General features: G+C 37.1%; 17 protein-coding genes and 1 pseudogene. 11 read left to right on the plus strand and 7 right to left on the minus strand.

The window, feature by feature from the left end:
- The 4 genes from C7B62_RS17890 to C7B62_RS17905 form a co-directional block, all read right to left on the minus strand.
- A partial coding sequence (locus C7B62_RS17890) for a hypothetical protein (RefSeq protein ID WP_146132134.1) occupies positions 1 to 280 on the minus strand: 280 nt, incomplete at its 3' end.
- 118 nt (positions 281 to 398) lie between these two features.
- Entirely contained in the window at positions 399 to 2,213 is a 1,815-nt protein-coding gene (locus tag C7B62_RS17895) for an ABC transporter ATP-binding protein (protein ID WP_106239985.1), read from the minus strand.
- A 33-nt stretch (positions 2,214 to 2,246) separates the two neighbouring features.
- On the minus strand, positions 2,247 to 4,442 hold the full coding sequence (locus C7B62_RS17900; protein WP_106239989.1) for a polysaccharide biosynthesis tyrosine autokinase: 2,196 nt from the start codon (positions 4,440 to 4,442) through the stop codon (positions 2,247 to 2,249).
- A gap of 37 nt (positions 4,443 to 4,479) precedes the next feature.
- Complete coding sequence (locus C7B62_RS17905) at positions 4,480 to 5,922, minus strand: sugar transferase (RefSeq protein ID WP_106239993.1); 1,443 nt, start codon at positions 5,920 to 5,922, stop codon at positions 4,480 to 4,482.
- A gap of 230 nt (positions 5,923 to 6,152) precedes the next feature.
- Here C7B62_RS17905 and C7B62_RS17910 point away from each other — a divergent pair, with 230 nt between their 5' ends.
- Both C7B62_RS17910 and C7B62_RS17915 read left to right on the plus strand, forming a co-directional pair.
- Positions 6,153 to 6,893, plus strand: coding sequence for a hypothetical protein (locus C7B62_RS17910; protein WP_106239997.1), 741 nt, complete (start codon positions 6,153 to 6,155; stop codon positions 6,891 to 6,893).
- A 362-nt stretch (positions 6,894 to 7,255) separates the two neighbouring features.
- Entirely contained in the window at positions 7,256 to 8,251 is a 996-nt protein-coding gene (locus tag C7B62_RS17915) for a DUF3102 domain-containing protein (protein ID WP_106240001.1), read from the plus strand.
- A gap of 106 nt (positions 8,252 to 8,357) precedes the next feature.
- Here C7B62_RS17915 and C7B62_RS17920 read toward each other — a convergent pair whose 3' ends face one another.
- From C7B62_RS17920 to C7B62_RS17930, 3 genes are all read right to left on the minus strand, one after another.
- Positions 8,358 to 9,608: a glycosyltransferase family 4 protein gene (locus C7B62_RS17920; RefSeq protein ID WP_106240005.1), complete on the minus strand. Its 1,251-nt coding sequence runs from the start codon at positions 9,606 to 9,608 to the stop codon at positions 8,358 to 8,360.
- Between the two features lie 79 nt (positions 9,609 to 9,687).
- The gene (locus tag C7B62_RS17925; protein ID WP_106240009.1) at positions 9,688 to 10,683 is read right to left on the minus strand and encodes an NAD(P)-dependent oxidoreductase; all 996 of its coding nucleotides are present in this window, start codon (positions 10,681 to 10,683) and stop codon (positions 9,688 to 9,690) included.
- A gap of 142 nt (positions 10,684 to 10,825) precedes the next feature.
- Positions 10,826 to 11,647, minus strand: a complete 822-nt coding sequence (locus C7B62_RS17930) for a glycosyltransferase family 2 protein (protein ID WP_106240013.1) — start codon at positions 11,645 to 11,647, stop codon at positions 10,826 to 10,828.
- A gap of 649 nt (positions 11,648 to 12,296) precedes the next feature.
- Here C7B62_RS17930 and C7B62_RS17935 point away from each other — a divergent pair.
- The 9 genes and pseudogenes from C7B62_RS17935 to C7B62_RS17975 form a co-directional block, all read left to right on the plus strand.
- Positions 12,297 to 13,163: a sulfotransferase domain-containing protein gene (locus C7B62_RS17935; protein ID WP_106240017.1), complete on the plus strand. Its 867-nt coding sequence runs from the start codon at positions 12,297 to 12,299 to the stop codon at positions 13,161 to 13,163.
- 26 nt (positions 13,164 to 13,189) lie between these two features.
- The gene (locus C7B62_RS17940) at positions 13,190 to 14,278 is read left to right on the plus strand and encodes an endo-1,4-beta-xylanase (protein ID WP_106240021.1); all 1,089 of its coding nucleotides are present in this window, start codon (positions 13,190 to 13,192) and stop codon (positions 14,276 to 14,278) included.
- A gap of 96 nt (positions 14,279 to 14,374) precedes the next feature.
- Positions 14,375 to 15,286, plus strand: coding sequence for a sulfotransferase (locus C7B62_RS17945; protein WP_106240023.1), 912 nt, complete (start codon positions 14,375 to 14,377; stop codon positions 15,284 to 15,286).
- A gap of 114 nt (positions 15,287 to 15,400) precedes the next feature.
- Positions 15,401 to 16,243 carry a 3-deoxy-8-phosphooctulonate synthase gene (gene kdsA, locus C7B62_RS17950; RefSeq protein WP_106240027.1) on the plus strand — a complete coding sequence of 281 codons (843 nt, stop codon included), beginning with the start codon at positions 15,401 to 15,403 and terminating at the stop codon, positions 16,241 to 16,243.
- A 106-nt stretch (positions 16,244 to 16,349) separates the two neighbouring features.
- Entirely contained in the window at positions 16,350 to 17,540 is a 1,191-nt protein-coding gene (locus tag C7B62_RS17955; protein ID WP_106240030.1) for a polysialyltransferase family glycosyltransferase, read from the plus strand.
- A 24-nt stretch (positions 17,541 to 17,564) separates the two neighbouring features.
- On the plus strand, positions 17,565 to 18,182 hold the full coding sequence (locus C7B62_RS17960; RefSeq protein ID WP_106240033.1) for a DapH/DapD/GlmU-related protein: 618 nt from the start codon (positions 17,565 to 17,567) through the stop codon (positions 18,180 to 18,182).
- Positions 18,183 to 18,188: 6 nt separating this feature from the next.
- On the plus strand, positions 18,189 to 19,322 hold the full coding sequence (locus C7B62_RS17965; protein ID WP_106240036.1) for a glycosyl transferase family 90: 1,134 nt from the start codon (positions 18,189 to 18,191) through the stop codon (positions 19,320 to 19,322).
- Positions 19,323 to 19,425: 103 nt separating this feature from the next.
- On the plus strand, positions 19,426 to 20,385 hold the full coding sequence (locus C7B62_RS17970; protein ID WP_106240039.1) for a phytanoyl-CoA dioxygenase family protein: 960 nt from the start codon (positions 19,426 to 19,428) through the stop codon (positions 20,383 to 20,385).
- A 28-nt stretch (positions 20,386 to 20,413) separates the two neighbouring features.
- Positions 20,414 to 21,204 (plus strand): annotated as a pseudogene (locus tag C7B62_RS17975) (hypothetical protein); the annotation flags it as partial.

Below are 21,204 nucleotides of genomic sequence, written 5' to 3' on the forward strand. Positions count from 1 at the left end.
GGTCTCTAAACAGTTGTAGATAGCTTTGCTCTTTATTCTGTCTGACTTTCAGTAATGCACCGCCCCCAATAACTAGTACTCTTGGACGAACGCTATTTTGATTAAACAAACTTTTGATAGGATGAACATAATAGCCTGCTCCTAACGGAGCATCCCCTTCTAAAAAAGAAAACTGACGTATTTCTTCCTTTACTTGCATTTTGCGAAGTATTTTTTCAAATACTACTGGATAGAGAAGGTCGCCATAGTTTTCAGGGCAGTCTACAAAGTGAGCAATCATTAGTATACATATATTAGCTAATTGTTTTTGCTGAACTCATCGAAGTCGGTCGATATTCTCCATGTATAGTTCTCTCTCTAATTTTTTACCAGATGCTATGCTAAGTTCATAATCGTGTTTAAGCACCCATCTTGCTTACAACTACTTCTTGGTAACTGCCTGACTGGATTACATGGCCTTTCTCCATCAAGTAAACTCGATCGCAATGCTCGACTGTAGAAAGACGATGAGCAATAATAATCAAGGTCTTAGTTCCAGCTAAAGATTTGATTGCCTCACTAACCAAACGCTCTGTTTCGTTGTCTAGGGCTGAAGTAGCCTCATCGAGAACCAAAATTTCTCTTTCATGATATAGTGCGCGAGCAATCCCGATACGCTGTCTTTGTCCTCCAGACAAACGTACTCCTCGTTCCCCCACCTCAGTTTTAATTCCTTTAGGTAATTGAGTAATTAATTCTTCTAGTTGAGCAGCTTGGAGAGCTTTATCCATTCTGACTGGATCGATAGCTAGATCGCTTACGCCAAAAGCAATATTTCTTTCGACCGTATCATCAATGAGAAAAATTGATTGAGGGATGTAACCAATCATATTCTGCCAAGAACGAAGATTATTGTATATTGATTTACCATCTACCAAAATATCTCCCTTATTTGGCTCTAAAAGCCCCAGAATAATGTCTACTAGCGTAGTTTTACCAGAGCCAGATTTACCAATCAAAGCGATCGACTGACCTTTTTTAATCTTTAAAGAGATATCTTCAACTGCCAACTTAGGACTATTGTGATAGCTATAGGTAATGCGATCGAGTTCGATACTTCCAGAAAAAGTTAATGTTTTAGCTCGCTCTTTGCTGGAATTGACAGCACTATTTGCTGAAGAATCAGCTGGAAGTTGAGCGAGCTGGTTGACTCCTTGTATACTTATCTCTTTGAGGTCTAAATAAAGCATATTCACAGCATAGTTGGAGTTTCTTAGTTGGTTGATCGAGGAAAATAACTGACTCGCTGCTGGAATCAGACGCATGGAAGCTATGGCAAAAACCCCCATAATTCCAGTTATTTCTTGCATATCTTGCTTTAAAAAAATTATAGATAGAGATATGAACAGCATAATGAAGACAATTAAAGCAGTCTCAATGAGAATGCGAGGCAGCATCTGAGAGGTACTGAATAAACTGTCCGCTTGGGCAAATTGTTGAGCTTTATTTGCCATCTGTTCTTGAAAGTAAGATTCACAACCGATAACTCGCGTCTCTTTTAATCCTCCTAAACCATGATTGAGAATGCGAACCATCTCCTGCTTGGATTCAGATTTTATTTTGCCCCATTTTTTGAACTTGTTCCCCAGCAGATTAAACAAGATAAATATGGGGAGTAAAATCACCATAATCATTGCTAGCAGCAATAAATCGGTTTTGGCAAGTAATAAAAATAAGCAGAGTAAGACAATCAGATTAACAGCTGCTTTTAAAAGTGGCAGGATACAAGATGCAGTAAACGTAGTAGTTTCGATCAAAATATTCTTAATCAAGTTAGCAGTGTTGCGATTAAGATGAAAAGTATATGGAACTGTCAAATAAGCGCTTAATAATTTAGTAATTAGGGACTGGTTTAGGTCGGCAGAATACTGATATATCTTGGCCCAGGACAAAAAATACAACAGTGATTTAAGGCAAAATATGGCGGCAATTCCTATCCCCAAGATAGGGACTACTTGAATAGTACTCTGCAATTTTAGCTGCTGATAAACCCAATTTAGAGAGGAAATTTTATGGATAGATTCTGGGTTGCCAGCTATACTCAAAAAAGGGCCGATCAATCCAATTCCTAAAGCTTCTAATACAGAAGTTAAGGTAAATATAAATAAAAGTAATACCAGCCCTTTTCTCTTGCCTTCTAGGACATACAATACTTTGGAGAAGTATGTAAGCATATTAATTATTTTTTAAATAAATGTTTTTCGCGCTTAATAATGTTCTACATAGCTTTGAGTGTAAGGCTCATTTTTCAGATTCACCCCATTGGCCACGATTCCCAGTACGTGCTGTTCGGTATTAGCCAATAGCTTTTTCACAGCGATCGCACTATCGTAATCGGCTACTCCAGGACGAACTACTAATAAAATACCATCAACTACACTACCAATAATTGTCGTATCTGCTACACCAGTCAAGGGTGGAGTATCTACGATAATGCAATCGTATATATTTGATAGGGAATTAATTAGAGTTTTCATCCGCTGTAAACGAAGTAACGGTAAGGGATTATCTGGTATAACTCCAGCAGTTAATACATCTAAATTGGGCATTACTCGTTGCACTGCTTCTTGCCATTCGGTTTCATTCAGCAACACATTGCTTAGACCAGCTGTGTTTGATAGTCCTAAAATATGATGCTGAGTGGGTCGGCGCAGGTCTGCATCGATTAACAAAACTCTTCTGCCTAAATCCGCCATGGATTTAGCTAAATTAGACGCTACTTCTGATTTGCCTTCTTGAGGAACTGAGCTAGTAACGGCGATCGCCTTACGATCCCAATTGGTAGTGAGAAACTTAAGATTAGCCTGTAGCATATTATATGCCTCATTATATCTCACAGCAGCCAAGTTTAAATCTGGAATAGAAAGAGAAGAGTTGTTGTCCCTCGAGGTGGCAAAACTTAATTCCTGCATTCCTCTGGAAACAGTAGTTTCCGCTGAATAACCGCTATCGGGAATTACTCCTTGCAACGGATAGCCAAAGATTTCCTCTGCTTCTTTACTATTTTTGATCGAGCGGTCTTTAAAGTCCAATAAAAAGGCGAATGCCGTAGCCAATAAAACACCCATTGCACTACCTATCAGGGTAATTAGCTTTTTTTGCGTCGAACTAGTTGGCTTTTCAGGTACAATAGCATCAGCAATAATTCGGACATTACCCACATTTTGGTTTTCGGCGACTTGAGTATCCTGTAGCTGTCCTAGAAGAGTTTGATAAGTAGATTGTGTTGCCTCTACACGACGTTCTAATTCTCTTTGTTGTTTTTCTAGTAGAGGCAATTTTTCCAGATTTTGTTGGCGAACTTGTAAATTACTTTCAAGTTCTGCTAATTTGCCGAGTAAACCAGAACGTTCAACTCCCAGATTGGCATATTCGGCAACCATTTTTTGTTCGGATGCACCATCGCTAATGCTTAAAAGTTTGCTTTTTAGTGAACCCAATTGTTTACCGCCCTGAATTTGCTCGATTTGATTTTCTAAGAGGGCCTCAAGTTCCACTTCTCGTTTGACAAGACTGTTGACTTGCGGGGCATTGTCAGAAAAGCGATCCCGCTGCTCAATTAAATCTATTCTTACTTGTTGAAGTTCTGAGATCAACTGTGGTACAGCCGATTGACTCAGAGAACTAATAGCTACAGCTTCTTCCCAACTAATATTTAATTGGCTGCGCAGTTGCTCAAATCGACCATTGACATCTTTTAAATTAGCCCTAACTGCATCAATTTCACTTTCTAAAGATTTTGTAGCATTAATATTGTTGCTAGCCTCTTGAGCTAAATTAGCAATCTTATTTTTAGTCTTAAATCGACGTAAATCTTCTTCTGCTTTAGCAACAGTCAATTCTACTTTGGGTAATTGCGCTTTAATAAACTCCCGAGCTGAAGCAGGAGCTGCTCTATTACTTAAAGTGTCTTCTTGTACATAAAGATCTATTACTTCGTTGACAATTGATGCTGCTCGTTTTGGATCGGAATCCTGGTAGAAAACTTGCAAAACATCTGTTCCTACAATGGGCTTTACTTCAAGATTTGCTAATATTTCTTGATACTTAAGAAAATTGCCCTGGTCATTTTTTAAATTGAGTTGCTTAATCGCTTTTTCTAGAATCGGTCTAGACCTCAAAATTTCGGCCTCGGTTACTACAGGGTTGCTATCTTTACCTATAACTTCAATCTGTCCTCGCTCTTCTTCTAATCCAACTAGCTGAGAAGATTTGTCTATCCTAATTAAAAGCTGAGCTTCTGCCATATAAGTAGGTGGTTTTGATAGTGCTGACAGAACAAAAATACCTGTCACTCCAGTAAAAATCATGGTTGCTGGCAACCAACGACGCTTCAAAACAAGCCAATATTTTTGAAAATCAATCTGTTCTTCATGGGTACTAGGAACTATGGTAGGAATCATGATTTTACTCGGGTTTAAATGACTAACAATAAATAGTTCAATAAGCTCCTTTGCTGTCAAGCACAGTTTGAACTGTTCTCAGCAATATCTGTAGATCCAAAATCAAAGACCAATTTTGAATGTAAACGAAGTCTAAGTTAAAAACCTCTTCTGAATCGGTATTGGAACGACCACTTACCTGCCACAAGCCAGTAATGCCTGGTAATACTTCATGACGTAGCAGTTGGCAGGGAGATAGTCTGGCAACATCGCGGAGTGGTAGCGGACGAGGACCGACCAAACTCATTTCACCTCGCAAAACATTAATTAATTGGGGTAGTTCATCTAGGCTATGACGACGAAGAAATTTACCTATTTTAGTAATGCGGGGGTCATCTTTGATTTTAAATAAAATTCCTCCCTTAATTTCGTTTTTGATTTCTAAGGTTTTTTGTAATTCATTAGCGTTTTCTACCATCGTACGAAATTTCCAGACTTGGAAATGTTGCCCTCGAAGACCAACACGATCTTGTTTATAAAAAATGCAGCCTGGAGAATCCAGTTTCACTACTACAGCGATGAGCAGCATTGGTAAAGCCAAGGTTGCTAATAATAAACCGGAAACGCTCAGATCGAAAATACGTTTGCACCAAAAGTCAATTCCTACAATAGCAGATGAGCCAAAGCGAACGGTCGGCATTTCTCCTAACATTGTCATTTGCGACCACTGTCTAGGCAACTTTAAATTGACTGCTAAAACTCTCCAATTGATTCCCGCAGACTTTAATTCCCAAGATAAAGAAATTGGATTTTTTACTTTTTCCCAAGAACAAAGAAATATTTCATCAAATTGGTAGCCTTCGGTTTGATTCAAGATCTTAATCCACTCCTGGCGATTTTGACAAATAGACAGATCGACAATAGTTTGTATCTTATAGGCTTTGGTCAGGTCGATTAGTTGTTTAGCCTTGATGGTATCTTCTTTGGTTCCTAGTAGTAGAATTCTACGTCCCCAAAAATCAAATCTACTTTTGATTTGAATTGTAGCTAAATCCCCTACGATTTTTTCGCTACATACTAATACTATGGTTAATCCCCAGCCTAGTATAAAAGTCCAACGAGATATTGAGAATTCCATTCCAGACAGGAAAATAACTAATAAAACGGTAATTTGCCCCAAACATATGGCTTTTAATAAATTACTATAGCTACTGCTTTCGTTATCTTCATAAATTCCTGATGCCACCATGATACAGAAGTTTATGGGTACGATCAACCAAAGAATATTCAGTTCTTCTTGAAGGGACTCAATCACTAGATAGCTATCTACAGTACTGAACTTTTGAGCTATTGTCCAAGCCAAAGCGATCGCTATGATGTCCAACAAAGCAGTAGAAATAGCTTGTAGCCAAGACCAAGCTTTTCGAGCATTGATTCCTATTACTTTTGGGTCGCGTATGTCTTTGATTGTTTCCGAAACGTTGTTTGGAGTAAACAGCATAATCAAAATATGTTACTTAACTTAATGCAAAAGCGCGATTGAAAAATCTGCTAAGATTTTCTAGGGTTTTCTAATTCTCAGCTTTTAAGCGATATACTCCGCAACTATAATCAATCTTACCAGCAAGACATTTTTAAGCAGATTTTTTTATAACTCTATACCTTAATACCTTTCTCATGTATTTAAAATTCAATGAAGCCAAAACATTATAAAGGATAGCAAATTATATTATGGTAAACAAAATTACAGATTCGCAACGGCTATTTACTGTCAACAGCTTCGACATAGAGTTAGATCGCATAGCAATATTTGTGCAAAAAATCTCAGAAATTGACAATTTACGCGAATTAGATTTTCACCATTTTGAATTTGCCATACGTAATTACGAACAAGGAACAGTATCTCATATTTTCTTTTTTAAAAACGTTAACCTTGAACTAATTAGAATCGAAGACCTCAAGTTGGCTACTCAGTATGCAGCTAGGACCAGCATCGATTTTATTTCTCGTACTCGATGGCAACAAAATCAAGCTGTTCCCTTCGGCTTTGTTTTTCGCTATGCAGCTAGCTCGAAATATCAATCGAAACGTCGCCACTCTCAACCGAATAAACTGATCAATAGTAGACAGCCAGCTTCACAAATTAATTTTTCACTAAAAAATATTAATAAATTAGAAGAGCCAGCTTGCTGCATTGTTCCTAATTTCCTTACCTGTGAATGTTTGCTTGACAATACATCTAAAGTTAAAGAGAGATTATTAGCTTATCACTCACAAACAATAACAATCGAGAATGTAGAAATTACCCTTAATATTTCAACATCATTAAGTAACACTTTTGCTTTGATTGCTGAGCTAAATCTGGTCAAGATCAGACAGGGTGGCTTGCCGAAGTTAGAATTAAAGCTGGATGGTAACAACGCAGTACAAACAACCACATTTACTTCAATTCCGCTGATATTTAGCTGTTAATTTTTTTAGATGGATATTATAAACAAAAGTTGCCACACCGTACTTTTCAGCAATATTACTTAAGCAATATTGCTGAGATGTTGCTCTCATTTTAAATATTAAATTCAGCAATTTATCTCTATTATTCCGTTATTAAAAAATTTAAACTTCGATTAATTACAATCGCTGACTTGATTGAGGTATTCTCTATTTTGCTCTATATTAAATAATAAGCTTAATAAAGGCGCTTTAAATATAGCATACACATCAAACTCAAGAAGTTTAGTTTCTTTTTTAGTTCCTTGAAAGGGTAAAATAGATTATTTGATAGGGTATTAATCCTTAAAAACATAGTTCTTGGCACAGAATCGTCGACAAAAATAATGAAAAACAGAGTAAAGGACGCTCAAATCCTCAATAAATTTAACTATAATACTTTAGATTTCAAACAACGTTCTCTTATCGAGCAGCGAACCGAAGAAATCAAAGAACGTCTAAAGCGTTCTGCTCAAGATATTTGGGAAATAGGGCAAAAGATATTTGAAGTTCGTTCTCAACTTGAGTATGGTAACTTCGACAGTTGGTTAAAAGCAGAGTTTGGTTGGAGTAGACGCACAGCTTATAATTTTATTAAAGTTTATGAAGCTTTTCCCGAACGTGCAACTGTTGCACAACTAAGCATAGCTGCATCCGCTCTTTATCAATTATCTTCCCCATCCACTCCGCAAAAAATCCGCAATGAATTAATTGAGCGAGCTAAACAGGGTGAAAAAATAACTCGACAAGATATTCGTTTAGCTTTAGAACCGACCAAAATATCTGTGCCGAATACTACTTTAGCGTCAGAACCGGCAAGCAGCTCAAAGCAGGAAATTGTCTCAATTATTTCCAAATCAACCCAGTTCATTGAACCAACACTGTCAACTAAACTGAACCAAAAGCTAGAAGTTAGCGATGATTTGTTATTAAAAGCCAAAATTCAGTCTGAAGGATGGTACAGCTTGGGACACAAGCACTTTGTCTTTTACGGCGATACTGCTTCTGCACAATTTTATCAAGTCATACCGCAAGTTTCTTTAGCAATAGCAATTACCTCTAATGATTGGGATCACGACTGGTTAATTGATAAATCTGAGAATTTGGTGGTGCTTAAAGAGTCGTTTTTTGTGCAAAAGTCAATTTCTACCTTTATTTCTTTACTTTCCCAACCAGGGGATATAGTGCTTTTCCCTTGGTTGCCAGATCAACACATAATAGAGCTTACTAATGAGTTGCAAAGAATAGTTATAGCGGGAGATTCTATCCTTGAGCGCTGTCAAAAAGCGATCGCTCAGTCCCAACTTGAGGTGGAAGCAGTTTCAAAGTTTAAGAAGTTGTAAAGTCGAAGTTTCGGGCTGGCAAATGATCGGCTTTGAGTGGCAAGTTTTCTCTCAAACTTAGTTTAGGTTTTTATCAGGGGATTTGCTGCTCACTACTTTTGCTCCACTATCTGCTAACAGAGACGACAGATATTTTGTCAGATTTTTGAGCTTGATCTATTTCTAATATCTCCCGATAAAGCGCAAAAGCCTTTTGAGCAGAACTTTCCCAATTAAACTTTTGCTTGACAATTTGATGGGCAGCGTGCCCCATCTTCAATAATTCTGACTTATTTTGAGTCATTTGCTCAAATGCTTCCTTGATGGCTTGAGGATTTCTCGGCTCGACTAAAACGCCACAGCTTCGATCTACTTGATAAGGAATTCCCCCTACTTTGGTAGAAAGAATTGGTAGACCACAAGCCATTGCTTCCAAAACCACTAGGGGTAATGTGTCTGATTGAGTTGGATAAATAAATAGATCGGCATAATGAAACAGAGAGATAATATCTTCGTCGGAAATCCAGTCGGTAAAAATTATTTTTTGCTTGGAGCTTAAGTTGGTAGAAAATTTATTGTAGTCAATATTGTTTCTTTTTTGACCGCAAACGATCAAAATAAATGGCTTTTTAATGAGATCAAATGCTTCTAAAAGAATTTCAACCCCTTTGTTTTTGGTATGATTGCCCAAAAAAATACCTACGGGTATTTCTTGGTCAGATAACTTTGGTAAATTCAATCGCTCTGTAACCAAATCGATTTCCTTTAATTCCCTTGACGCAAAAAATTCTTGACTGACACCATTGGTAACAACCTCTATCCTTGCTTCATCGATACCAAGTTTCTTTAACAAAGGGTATTCAAAGGGAGATAGAGCAAATATTTTGTCCGCATATTCAACAATGTAATTAATGGGCTTTTCGATCAAAAATTTCCAAGCTAACTTTTCATGAATATATTTGAGCGAGTAGGCATTACCGCTGGAAGTCGCCTCAAAAAAACCATGAGTTGAGATAACGTAAGGAATTCCTTTTTTCACACAAGCCCGAGCAACACGTTTTGTTTCTAAGGCTGGAATAACGTTGTGTAGATGAACCAGATCGTAGCTACCATTTTTGATTAAAGTAGGAATATCGGCTCGATAAAATAAAGTGCGAAACTTATTAGGCAAGAAACCTTTAGTAAAAGACAAAATATTAGATGACTTCCTCGCTAATAACCTGGCCTTACCAAAATTGCTGGCTACCTCTTGCAATGAAAGAATAGCAATGTCTATATCGCAATAGTTAGCTAATGAGGCACTTAAATGTTTGGCAGCATTAGCAGCACCGCTAGCACTTAAATGGGGAGGAATAATCACCGCAGCTAGAACTTTCATAGGTATTAATAGTAGGCTAATGTTTGTGAGTACTTATAATCAGACCAACAAAACAACATAGCGAGTCAAGCCTCGCTTATCAACTGGCATATAATTCAGACTTGAGGGGTGCAACAGTCAATAAAGAATATTTCTTAACCAAATGAACGGGAAGATCTGGCTCATGAATCATTGCTTTGATTGTATCGTTGATATTAAATTTTGGTTTCCAGCCAAATAAAGCTTCAATTTGGGAAATATCAGCAAAAAGATAGGGTCGATCTACTTTGCGCAGGCGTTGCACATCTTGTTCGATCTCAAATTCAATTCCGCTAATGACTTTGATTCTATCTAGTAGTTCAACCACCGAATATTGTTTCATTGTTCCCAAATTAACGGTAGTGACAGATTTTGGCGGTACATTGCCCCGAGATGCCGCTGCCCAAAAACCTCTAGCAGCATCGCGAACGTCAATATAATCCCGTTTGGGAGATAAATTACCTAATTTAATAGTGCGCTGAGATGATTTTAATTGGGCAAAAATTTCTGGTAAAAGATGAGGATTAGTTTCACCAGGACCAGCTACATTAAATAACCGCACTATAACAGCAGCAAAGCCTCTTCTTTTGGCGAAATACTTAACATAGTGTTCCCCTTGAAGTTTGGTAAAACCATAAACATCCATAGGTTCAGTAGGTGAACTGGCTTCGTTGTGAGGTGTGTCTTGAGGACTATAGATTGCGCCGCTACTGGCAAATACAAATCTACAGTCGGGCGGACACAAGGACAATAGATTAACCGTCCCTTCGATATTGGTTGATAAGGTTAAATTAAGCTGTGTCTCACATTCAGGAATATAGTGAATTGCTGCTAAATGAATAATAACTTCTGGCTGAAAATCTTGGATAACTCGCTCTAGCTTTTGGAGATCGCGAATATCGATGTTTTTTAGCTGAAAATGCTTTAATTCCTGAGCTTCAAATCTAGATAAACCGTATCTATGATTATCAACTACGCAAACTGAATGATCCTGCATCAGCAGTCTAGTTAAAGTACGACCTACATATCCTCTGCCACCCGTGATCAAAATTCTCATATTACTTAACTCTTTGAAGTAGATAAATTGTTGTTGTAAGTTTGAGCTATTAGTTTTCTGCCGTCTTAATCAAGCAAATTTGGGATCTAACGACGGTTTAAGTCAACAATCGTTAGTTATTTAATTCTTGGCAGCTTGATGTTCAACTAGACTTGGTTTGCCACTGCTTAAAGTAGTAACCTTTAAAACCTTTCAAAAAATAACGCTTTCCTCTAGCCAGTATTTCTAGTAAATTCCTGATGAGCGATTGAATATGCGGTGGAATTTTTTGTAAGAAACTATCGTGGCGTAATAAAGCCCTGGTTTTTTCTTCTTTCTGTTCTAGATAGGCGATCGTTGATTTATTTTCTTGATGCCATCTAAAGTCCGCCAAATAAGAATTAATGTGAACGAAATGATATTTCTGACGAGCTAGGCGGAGAAAAAATTCATAGTCCATCGAATATTTAAGTGAAGTATCCAAAAAATTTTCCTCTTCAAAGATCTTGCGCTTAAAAAACGTGGATGTACTTGGTATGTATAAAACGTGCAAATATTTAAGAATAAACCAATCAAAGTCCAGTTCTTTTCTAAATTGAATAACTTGACCCTGTTCATTTACCCAACGGTAGTCCCCGTAAGCAATACTACTTTCAGCAGAATTGGCAAAAGATTTTACGGTCTGTTCAAAGCATTTGGGTAAATACAAATCGTCGGCATTGAGCCAGCCAATTATGTCCCCTGTTGCTAGCCGAAACCCCTGATTGAGGGCATCACTTTGACCTTTATCTGGTTTAGACTTCCAAACGAGATGAGGATACTTTTGCAAAATCTCAACTGTTTCATCTGTAGAACAATTATCTAAAATAATATGCTCAAAATTAGGATAATTTTGACTCAGCACACTTTGAATAGCTGATTCAATAAATCTCCCCTGATTGTAAGAAGGAGTGACAATTGAAATTTTCGGATATGTCTTGTTCATTGTAGTACTAAGAAGCCTAAATATTCTCAGGCTTTACCTGAGTCGTTAACAAATACTATAAATCTTGAGACTTTGGCAGAATCTTCTTGCGCTTCTGATCAGTCATGTAATCTGTGGGCCAGAATGTTTATTTTACTGTAGTAAAAAATCAATACAACTTGGAGTTACGGCTAAGTATATACTCAAATACTCTATTTTTTCAACAGTACATAAAAGTAAATAAGTTATCTAGAAGTTATCTAGATTATCTTTACTCAATCTTGTAGTCAATCAATTATATTTATAGTATCACTTGTAACAATTTTTTTGATAACTAAGTTTAATACTTGAAGATGGAAAAGCCCAGTCTTACTTTAAATAAAATACTTCCCAAGCATTGAGCTAGTCCAAAAGCAAATTTTCAGTAGACTATCAACCTAAATCGTTTAGCTAATATTTTCAATTCCTGGTCTACTTGAGGTAATATCAAGTCTGGATAAATGACCAAAGTCCAAAATAAAAATTTAACTAGGGGAAATAAACAAGCGATCGCGCTCAAGTCTGCTCAGAATAGCTAAATTTGGCTCTTGATTATATCTTTAAAAGCTAATTGCCTATATTGAAGCAATGCAATTACCCTAAACCCAATAATTAATTATCTATCGAATTTATGATGAAGTTACCCCAACAAATTAAATCCGTAGGCAAAGAATTAATTTACAATAGCTCACTACTAAGAGAAATATATTTAAACAAAAAATTTCCTAATGAGATCATGCTGTTTAATGGTCATGAGACGGATAGTAGTCATCCAAGTATTTTGTTTTTTACTATGCATAAATGTGCTTCTGTATACGTAGAAGACATTCTCAAAAAGGTATCGAAAAAGACAAATATTATCCCAGTCGATTTAGACAATTATCTGTTAACAAGCGAGTATCCATCACTCAAGACAATTCTGGACGGAGACAATGCTATTTTGCAAGCCAAGCTGAAGAATTCATTCAAACCAACGGGTTATCTATATGCTGCTTTAAGATACCCAAAAGTTCTGGGACAGATAGATGATTTACACCAATATCGCGTATTACTCATGTTAAGAGATCCCAGAGATGTTTTAACGTCTGCTTATTATTCCTTTGGATATACTCATACGCTGCCGATTGCCAAAGCCGAAAGAAAAAAATTTTTAGACTGGCGCAGTAAAATTGCCAGCCAGACGCTAGATGAATTTGTCTTGTCAATTAAAGATGATTGGGTCAAGATGTATACTTACTATTGCCAGAATTTGATTGAAAAACCTAACGTGATGGTGATCAAATTTGAAGATATGATTAACAATTTTGATAGCTGGTTGTCTAGTATCATTAATTTCTCAAACTTGAAACCAGATCAAGAACAGATAGAAGAGCTAGTTAATGCAGCAAAACGAAAACAGGTCAAACCAAAAGATCACCAAAAAGCTTTGAAACCTGAGACTGTTGAGATTTTAAATACAGATTTCCGCGAAATTCTCAAAACACTTAACTATGTGTAGAAATTATAAGCTGTGAAGCTAGCAATATGATAGTAAATTGGTTCTTAATGGCGATCGCCGCGGCACTATTGTCTGTAGCATTATTAAGTCAAAATACCCTCAAAGATTTAGCAGCACCCGATCTTAAAGTTGGCAGCGTAGGTATTTATCAGACTTTTTTTCCTCCAGGGGGCAAAAGTCAACAAAATTATCGGAACTTGTATCAGCGGGAGTTAAATGCTGCAACTGTCTTATGTTACCCTGGGAAAATTTGGACAGGGTTGAAACAATATGATTTTGCTCAGTTTAATACTACGGTCAATTGGTTTGAAGAGATAGGTCTAACACAAATAGCTCATTTATTAGTTGGGTCAAATCACTACTACCCAGAATGGTTTATAGACAACTCCTACACCGAGCAGCAATTAGAAGAGCTGATGGAAGATTATATTAGAGCAATCATGCAAAGCAATGACAACCGCAACAAAATTGACGTGTGGAATGTGGTCAATGAAACTATTTGGTATGAGGGGGCTGGTGAAAGATATTATACCTGGAATATTTGGAATCAACTGGGTTGGGAAGAGGATAAATCTGGCTTAGTTGGAGCGGCTAAAAAACGCGATACCCATCCTGTATATATCCGTAAAGCATTGGAAATTGCGAGAAAATATACTAATAATAAGCTAGAACTGCGAGACAATGGCATTGAATTTCCTAATGAACATGAATATTATGCTTTTTATCAATTAGTTAAGCATTTACTTAATCAAAAAGTTCCTCTAGATGCCGTTGGTTTTCAAACACATCTAAATGTAGACCATACCTATGATTGGGAGGGGTTAAAGAATAATATCAGACGGTATAAAGATTTGGGATTAGAAGTATACATAACTGAATTAAATGTTGCTAATGATGGCAGTAAACAAGGTAGGGAAAAACAAAGACAGTATTATTATGACGTAGTTAAAGCTGCCAAAGAAGGTGGTGCTGATCTTATCAATCTTTGGGGTTTAAATGATGGACAAATGGGCGAACAAACCGAAGACGAATTTGCCCATTTGTTTGAAGGTCCGAGTATGAAACCTAAGCCTGCATACTATGGTTTTCAAGCAGCATTAAAAGATGCCAGTTAGAAAAAAAAGCAAGTATAAATTGATAGCGTCAAAGTAGTTTAAAAGTTATGAAGATTTTGAAAAATATTATTAATCATGATTAATCAAAGCTAGTTTATGACATTACCCAATTTTCTGGTGATTGGTGCTGCCAAGTCAGGAACCTTTTCCTTATTTAATTACCTAAGACAACATCCGCAAATATATATGAGTCCAGTCAAAGAACCCAAATATTTTGCATTTAGTGAAGGAGAAGCATTATCCTTTAATGGGCCTGGAGATCTCGCTGCTAATCGACGGGTTACTACTGATTTTGGGTCATACTGTAAACTTTTCGCAGGGGTTAATGATGAAATCGCAATTGGCGAATGTTCTCCATCATATCTATATTCTTCTCAGGCACCTGAGCGAATCAAAAATATTTTACCTGATGTAAAAATTATTACTATTCTGCGCAATCCTGTCGAAAGAGCGTATTCAAATTTTTTACATTTGTTTGCTTCTGGTCGCGAACCTTTAAATAGTTTTGAACAGGCGCTCAAAGCAGAACCAGAGCGAATAACAAATAATTGGGAGTACTTTTGGTATTACAAAAATCAGGGATTTTATTATGCAAAGCTCAAGCATTACTTTGAAATTTTTGATCCCAACCAAATCAAAGTTTATCTCTATGAAGATTATCAGTCCGATCCCATGAAGCTATTAAAAGATGTCTTTACTTTTTTAAATGTAAATAGTACTTTTGTACCTGATGTTACGAAAAAATATCATGTAGCCGAAGTACCAAAATCAATCGCAGTTCATAATTTGATTGCTCGACCTAACCCAGTTAGACTGTTGTCAAAAACTTTACTACCTCCTCAATGGCAGAAAAAAATTGGTCGAGGACTGAAAAAACTAAATCAAACTAATACTAAGCCTGAGATCGATCCATTAATTAAGCGCAAACTAATGGGGGAATATCGAGAGGACATTATTAAGCTTCAAGATCTAATTCAGCAAGATCTTGGTAATTGGTTAAACGGCTAATATTGACAGTCAATGAAGTGAAAAAATATGAAAGAATTTAGATTTTAAACCAAACTTTTCTAGTGCGATCGCCTTTTTATCTTTGCTTATCTTCAATTTAACTTTGGAAAAACTATGACTTACATTCAAATCACAGATACGATCTCAATTGGCGATCGCCAACCTTTAACTTTAATTGGGGGTCCGTGCGTGATCGAATCAGAAGATTTTACCCTCAAAATGGCAGAGGAAATTCGCCAGATATGCGATCGCCTCAAGATCTCTTTTATCTTCAAATCTTCTTTTGACAAAGCCAATCGAACCTCTATCAGTTCCTTTCGAGGATATCCGATGGATAGGGGACTCGAAATCTTGCAAAAAGTCAAAGATAAAATAGGTGTACCTGTTTTAACTGATATTCACGAAAGTCATCAGGCTGCTACCGTAGCCGAAGTGGCAGACGTACTGCAAATTCCTGCTTTTCTCTGTCGTCAAACCGATTTACTTCTAGCGGCGGCTGCAACTGGCAAAGCAATAAACGTCAAAAAGGGACAGTTTCTTGCTCCTTGGGATATGAAGAACGTAGTTACTAAACTAGAATCGGCAGGAGCAAACAATATTCTGCTGACCGAGCGAGGCACTTGTTTTGGTTACAATGCTTTGATAGTAGACTTCCGTTCCCTACCCCAGATGCGGGAACTAGGATATCCAGTGGTTTTTGATGCTACCCATAGCGTTCAGATGCCAGGAGGCAAAGGCGATAAAACTGGGGGACAGCGAGAGTTTGTACCCTATTTAGCTAAGGCAGCAGCAGCAGTAGGGATCGATGCCTTATTTATGGAAGTCCACGAAAATCCCGATCTTGCTCCTAGCGATGGTCCTAATATGATGTTTTTAGCTGACCTAGAAAAAACTCTTCGGGAAATACTAGATATTCATAATTTGCAGTCTTCAAAATCTATTCCTGTGGGCGTATGATGAACAAAAATTCAGCTGCCAAGAAAGCTACTGGCACTAGATGGTGCAGTGCGAGAAATCTGTAGTCTTTTGTTGGTTAATAAAAAAAATTCTGGTAGATTAGAACATGAAAACCAGCAGGGTTGTGAAAAGAATTATCACTTGTCAAGGTAGTATTCAGTTGGTAACTGCCTTGTCAGTCATTGACTATCGAGAGCAAGAGCGATCGCCAGGCGATCGCTCTGAAGACTATCTTGTAATCTACGATCTAAATTCGCCAACGGGACAAATCGATGATTTTGTCGCCCTGATTAAAGAAATGGCGCAGCTAATCTGTACCTGGAAAAAGATTACCTATCTTAGCTTTGAACAGATGGAAGCTCTATCTAGTAAAGTTAATCCTAACCCCTCTGCATATTTTCAAACAGTATATGAACTGGTAGGAACAGATTCGGCTGACGAGATTTATCTATCTCGCAATTGGCAGTTTAGCAATCAGCTTTTTACTAATGCCTATCGTTCAGCCGAGAAAATTTGCTACGGTGATAGCATCGGTATTTACTTTGCCCCAGATTCTCAGGCATTTTTCTTACCTCAAAGTTTGCCCAAGCAATTATTAACTAAACTATCGGAATCTCTTAATCTCACCAAATCGATCTTGGGCTATACTGTTCTCCAGCAGATCGACTTTGATCGCGGTTACTTTAGTCTGCCAGAGATCTTGGGGGAAAAGCCACCCATGCCCGTTACTGTCACCGACAATGCCAGTTTACTCAAAATATTTAAACAGTTAAAAAGTTTATTAGCTCAAGATTATATCGACCAACTGCGTCAGCAAATAGGAGATGCTCCTGTGTCAATTCTTTTGACCTCAAATTTTTCTGAAGCTGGCAGAATGACTTTAGAGCAGGAAATAGAAGCATATCGAGAATTTTTGCTGAATCAAGAAGATAATGGCGATCAACGTACCATTTTAATTATCAAGCCTCATCCAAGGGATAGCAGCGCGAAAATAAAGCTGTTAAGCAGTAACCTGGCAGAATTTAGCCAAATTATTATACTGACAGAAAAAAACTTATTTTTTATCCCTTTTGAAGTTTTTTTTACTACAGTTTTTCTTGATGACAATTTCAAATTGACCAATCAGATCAAAGTATTCGCCTTTAGCTCTGCTTGCTTATCATTGAAATTATTGTTTGACGTACCGTCTTTTATCGGTTTCGGAAACGAAATTACCAATAAGTTTTTTGCCCCAGATTATGCCCCTGGCAGAATTAAACACGAACAAGACCTGAAAATGGCACTCACAAAAATTTAGCACAATATTAATTATTTCTTAGTCATGAACCAACCCTGGCAAAAACTTTTTTGGATCGCTAGAAAGCCCTTAGTTCATCTATTTAGAAATCTTTATGTTCAATATAAAAATCCCGATGCTAATATCTCTGCCCCGATAGTTTGGGAATATGATGATATTGAAGCGATCGCCATTGGCAGTGAGACATTAATTGGGGCATTTTCTGAAATTATTGTCCGAGTTAGATCGCCATTTAGCCAGATCCCAGGTAAACTAACTATTGCTCCTAGGGTTCTTATTGGCTCAGGAGCAAATATTCGAGCAGCAGGGGGTGCAATAACCATTGGGCAAAACTCGATGCTTGGTCAGCAGGTATCCTTGGTAGCATCCAACCACTTGATTGCCTCAACCAAACCCTATCGAGACTTATCTTGGGATGAATCCAAAGTAGGAGTTATCATCGCCGAAAACGTTTGGCTGGGTGCAGGGGTCACTGTTTTACCTGGTTGTGCGATCGGTAAAAATTCCATAGTCGGAGCAGGTAGTGTAGTTACCAAAAGCATTCCCAATAACCAAGTATGGGCTGGTGTACCAGCGAAAAAGATTAGAGAGATCAAAGACTTTGAACCTTTAGCAAATTCACCCTGCTACCAACAACGTTAAAGAAAGATGAAACTCAAAACTATTCAAGAAACAACAGCAGCGATCGAGTCTAAACTTACCTATCTTAAAAAAATACAGTCTCATGCTTCCTATATCCAAAACTTAGAAAAAAAATATAAAATTCACACGGAAATTAAGTTTGCCAAGGAGCATCTTAATGCTTGGAATGCCTCTGTTGAACTTAATGGTCAAGATAAAAGCATATATTATCATTTTTATAGCAATTCAAAAACATTTTATTCGATCAGGTTTCCTCGCCAACTAGTAAATATTCATCTTGCCAGATTTCCTTCAGCAAAACTATTGCAAACCCACAAACTATTTATTGAATTTTTAAAATCTTATCCTGATGTTAAAGGTTCTTTTCTAATATCCTGGCACGATATTCCTAAACCCAAAAACAATCAAAATATAGTCGATCAAAACCAAAAATTTATCTGTTTTACCTGTCTGAAAACCGATCCTTTAGGACTTTGTATACCAGATGATTTTTTTCTAGAAACTAAAGCTTATGAGCAATTTCGTCAGCAAGTAAAACAGCAATGGCTTCCTTGGTGTGAAAGAAAACCAATCTGCTATTGGCGAGGTGCATCAAGTGGTTCGCTTTTGACCACAGAAAATTGGCAGAATAACCGCAGAATAAGACTATGTAACCTAGCTAAAGAATATAATGATTGGCAGTTTATCGATGCCAAAATAACTAGACTTACTCCCACAAAAGAGCGTGGAGTCAAACAGTTAATACGCAATGCTAACTTAGTAGATAACTACATACCAACTAGTGAATTTATCAAATATAAATACGTAATTGATATTGATGGCAATAGTAATTCTTGGCCTGGACTATTTACCAAGTTACTCACGGGTAGTTGCGTCCTTAAAATCGAATCTCCTTGGAGGCAATGGTATTACAACAGCTTAAAACCCTGGATTAACTATGTTCCCGTCAAAACCGATTTATCCGATCTAATTGAAAAAATTAGTTGGTGTCGCCAAAATGACGACAAAGCACGTGAAATTGGAGCAAATGGCAGGGAACTTGCTCTTTCCCTGACGATGGAAACCGAAATTCCCAAAGCTTACCAAACCATTTTAGAAGCTTTAGGACAACAGACTGCACTTAATTTGAATAGACTTTAAACCATTTAATACCCAAACTACTCTTGAGCAAAAAAATAGACCGACTTGCGTAATTAAAATATCATCTTCAGCTTGGCTTTATTCATATTCAGAGAAAAATTAGATGAATGCATCAATTTCAAAATTCACTATTGATGATGTAACCGAAATCAAAAAACATTATGAATCTCATGGATATGTAGTAGTTAGAAAACTTTTAGCAGACTCTAAAATAGATTGCTTGATCGAGCAATATGAAAAAATAAAACTAAGTAAATTTTTTGTTTATTATAGCCAAAGCCTACATCAACCTTTGCGACCAAAAATTACTCCTGAAGGTTTTATTGAGCAGTCTATAGAAAGACCTTCTCATTTAAAATTTTTTCCTGGTTTTTCCCAAGCCGTATTAAATTGCTTAATAGATCGAGAAATTTCTGATGTACTTAGTATATTATCTGGCTCACCCAGCCATTCCTTATGGTTAAACATGTTTTTTGATAAGTCACCAGGAACTGTAGAACACCAAGACCACTATTATCTGGATACTAATCCCCCAGGAAATTTGATTGGTGTATGGTATGCTCTAGAAAATATCCATCCCGATTCTGGTTGTTTTTTCGTACTTCCTGGTAGCCATAAAGGAGAGGTCATTAGTCGCCGAAATTTCTCTTCACAAAAGAAGGGTATAGCAGCACTCGTTGACGATCACGAGCGGATGCGAAAAAAAATAATTACCCTAATCCGAGAAAAAAACTATGAATATCTAGCTCTCCCTTTAAGCAAAGGAGATGTTTTATTTTGGCATCCTTACACTATTCATGGTGCTTACAATAATAATAATCCTCAATATAGTCGTAAATCTCTTACAGGTCATTTTTATCCTTCAAATCTAAAAAAACTATATACTAAGACTCCCTTGTTAAAGCGATCGCCTAATCCCAATATTTTAGTTAGAGCAAATGATTTGAGAATTTATGCCTGGAATATCAAACAGTATGCAGTTTATTTCCTCAACCAATTTAGAGGTCAAAAGCCTTTGGTCGATATGCGTAGAGAAAGCTACAAAAATAATTCCGATGATTAGCAATATTATTAAGGGCTGGAGGTGAAAATTGTCACAACAATCATTAAGAAATATAGAATTAGGAATTACTTTTTTCTTGTGTACGTTTTACCTGGGAATTAATCTGCCTGGCCCAATTTCTATTGTACTTATTCTACTCAATTATATAGCAATTCCTTTATTGATTCTTACGCAGTGGAGAAGCTGTGTTTATGTTGCGACAAGAGACATCGTACTACTGGTTACAGTGGGAATTACCGTTGTTTCAGTACTATGGTCTACTAATCCTGGGGAGACTTTAGCCTCAAGCAGAGCGATCGTGTTTTCAACTGCTTTTGGCATTTATTTAGCATCTCGTTATACTCCCAAAGAGCAGCTAAAGCTTTGCGCTTACTTATTTGGTGCATATACTCTGATTAGCTTGATAGTTGCGCTCCTTTTGCCATCTTACGGTCTGCCTTATCGAATTCATGATGGCGGGGGAGTTGCCTTACAGGGAATTGCTAAGCACAAAAACCAGCTAGCTGCTGTTATGGCTATGACAACTCTGCTTTTTTTGGATATCAGCTTTTATAGTCGTAAGTATCGTGGGAAATCAGCCTTTATAGCTATTGTAGCTTTTGCAGCCCTCATACTTTCCAAGGGAAAAGGAAGTTTAGCAGTATTTATCGGTATGCTTTGTCTGTTACCTCTTTATAAAATTGTCAAGGTTGAGTATAGACTAAAAACTTTTTTGGGGATCTGCGCCTTCTTAATTAGTGCAGCTATGACTACAATTACCTTGGTCAACTTGAATTTTATCATAGTCGATTTGTTGGGCAAGGATCTTAAATTTAGTGG

Source organism: Pleurocapsa sp. CCALA 161 (genome assembly GCF_003003995.1).
GTDB lineage: Bacteria > Cyanobacteriota > Cyanobacteriia > Cyanobacteriales > Xenococcaceae > Waterburya.

Coding starts and splice junctions, on each gene's coding strand:
- C7B62_RS17955 (WP_106240030.1), top strand. CDS start 16,350: ATGAAAACCAGCAGGGTTGTGAAAAGAATTATCACTTGTCAAGGTAGT.
- C7B62_RS17970 (WP_106240039.1), top strand. CDS start 19,426: ATGAATGCATCAATTTCAAAATTCACTATTGATGATGTAACCGAAATC.
- C7B62_RS17915 (WP_106240001.1), top strand. CDS start 7,256: ATGAAAAACAGAGTAAAGGACGCTCAAATCCTCAATAAATTTAACTAT.
- C7B62_RS17920 (WP_106240005.1), bottom strand. CDS start 9,608: ATGAAAGTTCTAGCTGCGGTGATTATTCCTCCCCATTTAAGTGCTAGC.
- C7B62_RS17940 (WP_106240021.1), top strand. CDS start 13,190: ATGATAGTAAATTGGTTCTTAATGGCGATCGCCGCGGCACTATTGTCT.
- kdsA (WP_106240027.1), top strand. CDS start 15,401: ATGACTTACATTCAAATCACAGATACGATCTCAATTGGCGATCGCCAA.
- C7B62_RS17910 (WP_106239997.1), top strand. CDS start 6,153: ATGGTAAACAAAATTACAGATTCGCAACGGCTATTTACTGTCAACAGC.
- C7B62_RS17965 (WP_106240036.1), top strand. CDS start 18,189: ATGAAACTCAAAACTATTCAAGAAACAACAGCAGCGATCGAGTCTAAA.
- C7B62_RS17935 (WP_106240017.1), top strand. CDS start 12,297: ATGATGAAGTTACCCCAACAAATTAAATCCGTAGGCAAAGAATTAATT.
- C7B62_RS17905 (WP_106239993.1), bottom strand. CDS start 5,922: ATGCTGTTTACTCCAAACAACGTTTCGGAAACAATCAAAGACATACGC.
- C7B62_RS17900 (WP_106239989.1), bottom strand. CDS start 4,442: ATGATTCCTACCATAGTTCCTAGTACCCATGAAGAACAGATTGATTTT.
- C7B62_RS17895 (WP_106239985.1), bottom strand. CDS start 2,213: ATGCTTACATACTTCTCCAAAGTATTGTATGTCCTAGAAGGCAAGAGA.
- C7B62_RS17960 (WP_106240033.1), top strand. CDS start 17,565: ATGAACCAACCCTGGCAAAAACTTTTTTGGATCGCTAGAAAGCCCTTA.
- C7B62_RS17945 (WP_106240023.1), top strand. CDS start 14,375: ATGACATTACCCAATTTTCTGGTGATTGGTGCTGCCAAGTCAGGAACC.
- C7B62_RS17930 (WP_106240013.1), bottom strand. CDS start 11,647: ATGAACAAGACATATCCGAAAATTTCAATTGTCACTCCTTCTTACAAT.
- C7B62_RS17925 (WP_106240009.1), bottom strand. CDS start 10,683: ATGAGAATTTTGATCACGGGTGGCAGAGGATATGTAGGTCGTACTTTA.